Annotated in this window: 6 protein-coding genes; 4 read left to right on the forward strand and 2 right to left on the reverse strand. The window is 60.7% G+C overall.

Annotated elements, in window-relative coordinates:
- On the forward strand, positions 1 to 1,487 hold a 1,487-nt coding region (locus VNM72_09935), incomplete at its 5' end, for a sigma-54 dependent transcriptional regulator (GenBank protein ID HXF05722.1).
- A 112-nt stretch (positions 1,488 to 1,599) separates the two neighbouring features.
- Here the strand turns inward: VNM72_09935 and folK are convergent.
- Positions 1,600 to 2,112 (reverse strand): 2-amino-4-hydroxy-6-hydroxymethyldihydropteridine diphosphokinase, encoded by a 513-nt coding sequence (gene folK / locus VNM72_09940; protein HXF05723.1) that lies wholly within the window; start codon positions 2,110 to 2,112, stop codon positions 1,600 to 1,602.
- A 257-nt stretch (positions 2,113 to 2,369) separates the two neighbouring features.
- Between folK and VNM72_09945 the strand changes: the two genes are divergently transcribed.
- The 3 genes from VNM72_09945 to VNM72_09955 all read left to right on the forward strand — a co-directional run bounded on the left by VNM72_09945 (position 2,370) and on the right by VNM72_09955 (position 6,894).
- Positions 2,370 to 3,533 carry a class I SAM-dependent rRNA methyltransferase gene (locus VNM72_09945; GenBank protein HXF05724.1) on the forward strand — a complete coding sequence of 388 codons (1,164 nt, stop codon included), beginning with the start codon at positions 2,370 to 2,372 and terminating at the stop codon, positions 3,531 to 3,533.
- Between the two features lie 461 nt (positions 3,534 to 3,994).
- Positions 3,995 to 5,974, forward strand: a complete 1,980-nt coding sequence (locus VNM72_09950; GenBank protein ID HXF05725.1) for a 2-oxoacid:acceptor oxidoreductase subunit alpha — start codon at positions 3,995 to 3,997, stop codon at positions 5,972 to 5,974.
- 38 nt (positions 5,975 to 6,012) lie between these two features.
- Positions 6,013 to 6,894: a thiamine pyrophosphate-dependent enzyme gene (locus tag VNM72_09955; protein ID HXF05726.1), complete on the forward strand. Its 882-nt coding sequence runs from the start codon at positions 6,013 to 6,015 to the stop codon at positions 6,892 to 6,894.
- A 91-nt stretch (positions 6,895 to 6,985) separates the two neighbouring features.
- Here the strand turns inward: VNM72_09955 and VNM72_09960 are convergent.
- The coding region (locus VNM72_09960; GenBank protein ID HXF05727.1) for a hypothetical protein at positions 6,986 to 8,419 on the reverse strand (1,434 nt) is incomplete at its 5' end.

Consider the following 8,419-nt stretch of genomic DNA (forward strand, 5'->3'; position numbering starts at 1 on the left):
CCCGCCCCATCCGCGTGGTTTTGGCGGAGTCCCGGCGTCGCAACTTTTATGCTAAGATTGAGAACGTCCGTATGACTCGCAAAGGCAGTGTGCTCATCGTTGACGATGAGGAAGTGATGCGCGATGTGCTGGAGAGCCTTCTCTCGGCCGAGGGCTATCGCGTTGAGCTGGCTCGAACCGGCGAGGAGGGCGTGGAGAAGTTCCGGATGCATCCCTTTGACGTGGTGCTGCTGGATGTCTCCATGCCGGGCATGGGTGGTCTGCGCACGCTCGAAGAGCTTCTCAAGCTCGACTCCGAAGCCGTCGTCATCATGATCACCGCCTATGCCACGTTCGATACGGCGATGGCCGCCTGGGAGATGGGGGCTTTCAGTTGCATCCGCAAGCCCTTTGAAAACGATCAGATTTTGCGCAAAGTCGAAGCGGGAATTCGTCGCCGACGCAAGGACGAAGAGCGGCGCATTCTCAGTCAAACCTTGCGCACCGGCTCGGCCCTCGATCAGATCGTCGCCCGCAGTCACAAGATGAGGAAAGTGCTCGATCTCGTCGCTCAGATCGCGCCCACCCGCTCGACGGTTCTCATTCAAGGCGAGTCGGGCACCGGCAAAGAGCTTATCGCCCGGGCCATTCATTTCCTCAGTCCGCGCGCCGAGCGCGGCCAGTTTGTCGCCGTCAATTGCAGCAACGTCTCGCCGGAGCTTCTGGAGAGCGACCTCTTCGGGCACGTCAAAGGCGCATTCACCGGGGCCATCGCCGCCAAGAAGGGGCGGTTTGAAGTCGCCGACGGCGGCAGCATCTTTCTCGACGAGATCGGCAACATCAGTCTCGATATCCAGGCCAAGCTGCTGCGCGTCATTCAGGAGCGCGAATTCACACCCGTCGGCGATACCACCACCCGTAAAGTGGACGTCCGCATCATCGCCGCCACCAACATTGATCTGAGAAAGGCCGTGGCCGAAGGCCGCTTCCGCGAGGATCTTTTCTATCGTCTCAACGTCATCACGATCCATCTCCCGCCGCTGCGTGAGCGAAAGGAGGACATTCTTCCCCTCGTGCATCACTTCATCCGCAAGTTCAATGCCGAGAATAATCGCCAGATCTCGCTCGATCTGGACCCCGATGTCCTTCGCGCCCTGGAGGATTATCCCTGGCCGGGTAATGTTCGGGAGCTGGAGAATGTCATCGAGCGAGCCGTCGTTATCGCCCGGGGCGACCGGATTGATTTCGAGTGCCTGCCGGATGAAATCCTCAATCCTCAGGCGGCCCGCGAACTCATCCGTCGGTTGTCGGGAGAATCGCTGCCGGCGGAACTGGATTTCTCTCACGGTCTGTCCTTTTACGATGAAGTCGCCAAGTTCGAGATTTATCTCATTCGTCGCGCTCTGGAGATCACCGGCGGGAATCAGAGTCGTGCCGCGCGCTTGCTCGGCATGAACACCACGACGCTCAACAGCAAGATCAAGGCTTACAACATCACCCTCAAGTAACGCCGACCGCCTTTGCCGGAGAAACGAATAGAGGTTCGTGTATCCCTCAGAGGGCATTCGTCAGGGGGAGGCATGGGCTCTGCGAACGTGACTCGGTGAGGCGATTGACGGATCACCCCTCTGCCGACCAGAGGATCACGCGGGCCCGATCGTTCACTTCGGTCAAAAGCTCGGCGAACGATTTCCCCAGGACGGGATGAATGCCGGCGGGAAAGAGATCGCACAGCGGCACGAGAACGAATCGCCGCTCGTGTAAGCGCGGATGGGGGATGATGAGTCGGTCGCCTTCCTCGACGATGTCCAGGCTCAGATCATCGTAGAGCAAGAGGTCGAGATCAATCGTGCGCGGACCCTTGGCGAGGAGACGCTCTCGACCGAGGGTTCGCTCAATGGAGAGGCACAGCCGCAAAAGTTCCAGAGGGGTGCAGGAGGTGCGCAGGACGACGACCTGATTGAGGAAATCGGGCTGATCGGTATAATCCACCGGCTCCGTCTCATAGATCGGCGAGGCGCTTTCCACCACTCCCGCCATCGCCAGCATCTCGCGGGCGCGCGCCAGATACGACTGACGGTCGCCGAGATTTGATCCCAGACCGATCACTGCGGTATGCTCGCTGCTCATCATGAATCTGCTTCCGGAGAACCGTCCATGTGCTCATGCGCGCCGTGAAAGATGAACATGGGTTCGCCAGCGGATGAAAAGCGCAGTAATCCATTGGAACCTTTCATCCGTTGGGAGATGATTTTCAAGGGAAGAGGGAACGATCGGCCCCGATCGAAAGGCGCGGGCTGAGGCGGGCAGCATGTATTGGTTGCTTCGGTCCGTCCGCATGGTCGTGAGTGCAACGGGGGCAGTTTAGGGGGCAACAGGGGATGTCGTCAATGGCAGTCGTCACGGTTCATCCGCGCGTGGGAGCGCGGCGTCGAGCCGGCCATCTCTGGGTCTATGCCTCGGATGTTCTCGACTCCGGCCAGGCTGCGAGCGGCGACATCGTCCGGGTGGTGGATGCGCGGGGGAAGCCGATGGGGTTTGCCTTTTACAGCCCGTCGTCTCAGATCGCGCTGCGCTTCGTCGCCGACGCAAACGAAACGCCGGAGCCCGAGTTTTGGCGTCAGCGTCTTCTTGCCGCCGCTGCCTATCGCCATCAGGTCGTCGAGGACACGGAGGCCTATCGCCTCGTCTTCGGTGAAAGCGATCGCTTGCCCTCGCTCATCATTGACCGGTACGGCGACTCCTTCGTCCTTCAAACGCTCACGCCGGGAATGGAACGGCTCAAAGGGATGTGGGTTGATCTGCTCCGAGAGCTGTACGCGCCGCGCGCCATCGTCGAGCGCAATGATGTGAAAGCGAGAACGCTGGAAGGGTTGCCCCTGCAGAAAGGGGTGCTCGATGGATCGCTCAGCGAGCCCGTGCGGATCCGCATGAACGATCTGATCTTCGAGGTGGATGTGATCAACGGGCAGAAGACGGGCGCGTTCCTCGACCAACGGGAGAACTATCGCGTGGCGGCGCGCTATGCCCGGGGCCGGTGCCTCGATGGGTTTTGTTTCAACGGCGGATTTGCTCTGCATCTGGCCCGTCGCGCCGAGAGCGTGCTCGCCGTAGACATCTCGGCGGAGGCGCTGGCGGCAGGCCGCCGGAATGCGGAACTCAACGGCCTGAGCAACATCACCTTCGTCGAGGCCAATCTCTTTGACTACCTCCGCGAGCTGGATAAAAGGCGCGAGGCCTTCGATCTCATCGTTCTCGATCCCCCGGCATTTGCCAAAAGTCGAGCGGCTCTGGAGGGCGCGCTGCGGGGATACAAGGAGATCAATCTGCGCGCCCTGCGGCTGCTGCGACCGGGAGGGATTCTGATGACCTGCAGTTGCTCCTATCACTTGAGTGAGGAGATGCTACTTGCCATTTTACAGGAAGCAGCGGCGGATGCCGGGCGCTCCTGCCGCATCCTCGAGCGACGAACCCAGGCACGCGATCATCCCGTTCTTCTGGCCATGCCGGAGACGTATTATCTCAAGTGCGTGGTCCTGCACGTCGTCCAGTGACCGTGGCGATGCTGCTTCCTTTTTTCATTTCCAGCGACTGGAGGGGGCCCGGGGGGACTCGCAAGTCCGCCGAACATCATCCCCCTCTCCGGGCCGGTGCACCGCGTCATGAGGACAGTAAGACCTGTCTGCGGCCCCGCCGTTTCCGCCTTGATCTTGCCGGGCAGACGGCATAAGATTGTGGGCTTATTGAGGAAGCGATAAGATGAAAAAGACAGCGGTGGGGTACACAATACTCAACCGGGGCAATGGCTTATTACAACGAACCTCCTCCGTCCAAGGAGCGTCGGGCACGGGCCTCCTTGCTCGTGAGGAGAGACTCCAGGAATCCCATGGAAGCGCTCCTATCGGTGAGCGAGCGCACTCTTTGGCGGTCCCTGCTGGACATGTGGCGCTCGCCACGAAAATAACATCCGCAGGCACGATGGCCTGCGCGTCATTTTCTCAGGGGGAAACGAACCATGCGTGAGATCACTATTGGCATTGGCGGCGCTGCCGGCGATGGGCTGGATAAAACTGGCGATACGCTGGCCAAGACGGCAGCGCGGCTGGGACTCTATGTCTCCGCGTACAACAGCTATCAATCGGTCATTCGCGGCGGTCACATCTGGCTGCGCGTGCGCCTGGCTGAGGAAAAGGTTTACTCTCAGGGCGATCATCTCAACGTCCTGATTGCGCTCAACCAGGACAGCATCGAACGCCATGCGCCGGAAGTCGAACCGGGTGGGGCGATCATCTACAACTCCGATAAGCTCCATCTCGATCCGAGCCTGATCGGCGACAATATTCTGCCGGCGCCGATGCCGGTGGCGGCCTTGACCAAACCGTTTGGCAAGGTTCAGCCGGTGATGCAAAACACCGTGGCTCTGGGAGCCCTGCTGTATCTGATCGGCCTCGATTTCGAGACGGCGGCGAACGTTTTGGCCGATACGTTCCGGCACAAGGGCCAGGCGGTGATTGATCAGAACGTCGGCATTGCCCGCGCCGGGTATGACTACGCCCGCGAGCACTTCGTTCCGCTCGGATATCAATGGACGTTCACCCATGTGCGGCGGCCTTTCATCACCGGCAATGAGGCCTTCTCGTTTGGAGCCGTGGTGGCTGGCTGTCGGTTCTATTCGGCCTATCCGATGACGCCGGCCTCGTCCATCCTCCACTGGCTGGCGGCCCATGCCGAGCAGTGCGGCATCGTCGTCAAACAATGCGAGGATGAGCTGGCCGTCATCAACATGGCCATTGGCGCCGGTTACGCCGGAGTGCGCGCCATGTGCGGCACATCCGGAGGCGGCTTTGCGCTCATGACCGAAGCCGTCGGACAGGCCGGTATGATCGAAGCGCCCGTCGTTATCATCGAGGTGCAGCGCGGCGGGCCCTCCACCGGCGTCCCGACGAAAACCGAGCAGGGCGATCTCAATCAAGTCTTCGGAGCCTCTCAGGGCGATTATCCCCGGGTCATCATCGCTCCGACCGATACGACCGACTGCTTCTATTCGGTGATCGAGGCCTTCAATTTGGCCGAGAAATATCAACTGCCGGTGATCCTGATCAGCGACCTCTATCTCTCCGAGCATCCGGAGACGATTGAACCCGATGCTCTGACGCACGCCGTTGCTATCGAGCGCGGAGAGATCGTCACCGAATGGCCGGCGGGCAATGGACGGTATAAACGATATGCGTTCACCCGGTCGGGCGTCTCGCCTCGGGCATTGCCGGGGACCGAAGGGACGCTTCACACGGCGGCCACGGATGATCACGATGAGTACGGAATTCTCATCAGCGATGTCTACACGTCGCCGCCCGTGCGCCGCAAAATTCACGAGAAGCGGATGCGCAAACTCGAAGCCGTGCTGCGAGACCTTCCGCCACCGACCCTGGAGGGGCCCGAAGAGGCCGATGTGACGCTCATCGGTTGGGGATCAACCAAGGGCGTCATCCGCGAAGCCGTTCGCCGTCTGGAAGCCGACGGCATCCGGGCCAATCACCTTCAGATCAAATACCTCTTCCCCTTCCATGCCCGCGAGGTGAGTGAGATCCTGCGCCGTTCGCGCAAGACCATTTGCATCGAGGGCAACTATAGCGGTCAATTCGCCCGTCACCTCCGGGCGGAAACCGGCATCAGTGTGGACGATCATATCCGCAAGTACGATTGCGAGCCGTTTGAACCTCGCTACATCGTCGAACAGGTCAAGGCCATCCTCGAGGGACGACCGCGCACGCTCGAACTCAGCCGCGAGGAAGCGCGCGAGGTGGCTTATCACTACATTCGCACGCAGCTCACCGAGGACCTGCGCCCCGGCCAGATCCAGCGGCTCGATGCTAATGGATTCGATGAGCCGGTCTGGGAGATCGAGATCATCACGCGCCAATCCGGTGAGCGGCGAGGCCATCTGCTCATTGGCGCGGAGACCGGATCAACCTATCTCTGGCAGCCGGTCTCATGAGGACAGCAGCACGCGAGGAAAGAAACAGGAGGGATTCTATGGCAACGGTCATCGAACTTCCGATTGAGGTTTATCAGGGACCGGTCGATCCCGATTGGTGTCCCGGTTGCGGTGATTTTGGCGTGTTAAAGGCGCTCAAACTGGCCGCTGGGCGACTGGGCATTCAGCCCAAGGACCTGGTGGTGGTCTCCGGCATTGGGTGCTCGTCCAATCTGCCGGGATTCATTCATGCCTACGGTGTGCATAGCCTGCACGGTCGCGCTGTGGCCGTCGCCGAGGGGATCAAGCTCGCCAACCACGATCTTCACGTGGTGGTCACCGGCGGCGATGGGGACGGCTATGGGATCGGCATCGGCCACTTCATTCACGCCATGCGCCGCAACATTGACATCACCTACATCGTCATGAACAACCAGATTTACGGCTTGACCACCGGTCAAGCCTCGCCCACCACCATGAAAGAAGTGCGCACCAAGTCCACGCCGCGGGGCAATGCCGAGCTGCCCATCAATCCCATTGCCCTCGCTCTTGTCTCCGGGGCCACTTATGTCGCCCGTGGTTTCTCCGGCGAACCCGACCATCTGGCCAGTCTCATCGCCGGAGGCATCGCACATCGGGGATTCGCTCTGGTGGATGTCTTCAGCCCCTGCGTCACCTACAACAAGGTCAACACCTATCCCTGGTTCAAGCAGCGCGTCTACAAACTCGAGGAAGACGCCACCCACGATCCCTCTAATCCCCTGGCCGCTCTGGAGAAAGCCTTTGAGTGGGGCGACCGCATTCCCATCGGCCTCTTCTACCGCGACACGCAGCCAACCTATGAGGACAGCGAACCGGCCTTGAAAAATGGTCCGCTCGTTCGCCAGCCGCTTGGAGTGTCGAAGGAATTGTTTGATCGCCTTCTGGAGGAATTTCTGTAGTCGTCACGAATGGATGAGCACGGCGGGAGAATCATCCCGACCCGTGCTCATCCGGGTTGATCCGCCGAGTGATTTTTCCCGAGGCGGCTGCTCAGCGGCTGAGCAGGATATAGGTAGCTCCCGCCTTCGGACGGCAAACGTCCGGCGAGCCATCGGCAAAGGGTGAGGTAACGATGATGTCGGCTCGACGGTCTGCATCCACCATTCCAAGAGCAATTGAGAACCCGATTTGATCCCCCTTGGCAGTTCCGTAGAAAGTGATATCCGCCGGCGTTTGAGCCAGATCGAGAGTTGTTCCCGGAGCCAGTCGTCCCCCCAGGATGATATAGATTTCTCCCGCCCCGCTGCGCATTTCGCCGGGACCGTCGGCAGCCGGAGCGCTGACGATAAGGTCCTTGACCCCATCGTCGTTGGTATCTTCCGTTGCCAGGGCAAATCCCAGCCCATCATTGCGCTGCGCTCCGATGAGGCGAATCTCAGCAGGTTGTTTCTCCAGGTCCCGCTTGCCGACCCTCAGCTCCCGGCTGCCGAGAACGATGAAGACGGCTCCCGTTGCCGTGCGGTCGCGCGTCGGCCCATTGGCCAGCGGAATCCCGATGAGGAGATCATCCACCCCATCGCCGCTCACATCACCGGCAGCCAGGACCGATCCGAGTAATTCACCGGGGTTCATCCCCTGAAAGACGACATCGGGTCCGGCTCCCTGTGGCGGCTGTTTAGCCGATGTGTCGCGCACAACGGCAGGCGTGCGACTGCCGAAGAAGGCGTAGACGGCTCCCTGACCGATCTCACTTTTGGCCGTGAAATAGGGAGCGCCAGCGAGAATATCGCCGATTTGGTCTCCGTTGAGATCTCCGATTGTGACGGCGCGGCCCAGTTGCTCGCCCACTTTGGCAATTTGCACGCCGTTCATCTGGATGGCGAGCGTTTGCCCGTAGATGATGAGGTCCACGTTCATGGGACTGGAGCTGACCGGTGTTCCCGCGCCGAAGTCCCTGATGGTTCCGCTGGTCAAATCCCTTGATCCGTAAACGACGTAGACAGCTCCTCCGGGAGCCGGAACGGTGGCGGCGAGTCCACTGCTCACCCGTCGGCCGTCGGGGCCTTTCACTCCCGGCGCACCGATGACAATATCGCTCACGCTGTCGCCGTTGACATCACCGACGGCGAGAGCCGTTCCCGCCTGGTCCGATGCCGTGGCCGCACCATCTTTGGCCGGTCCGCCCCAGCCGATGATGGTCACATCCGGCCCCGGACCCAGTGGCGTCTCCGGATTCACGTCTCGCAGCGGACGCGCTCCCAGCGTCGGCCCACCAAAAAAGACGTAGACCTCGCCGACATCCGGCCGCGTATGATTCGGCCCATCGGCCAGTGGAGCCCCCACAACGAGATCAGTGATCTGATCCCCGTTGACATCGCCGGAGGCGAGACTGGCTCCGAGATGATCCTCCGGCCACGCTCCGTAAATAATCACATCGGGCCGCGCGGCACTGAGGTCCTGCGTCTTGGCCAGGGACAGTCGGTT

It is taken from the genome of Blastocatellia bacterium (assembly GCA_035573895.1).
Classification (GTDB): Bacteria; Acidobacteriota; Blastocatellia; order HR10; family HR10; genus DATLZR01.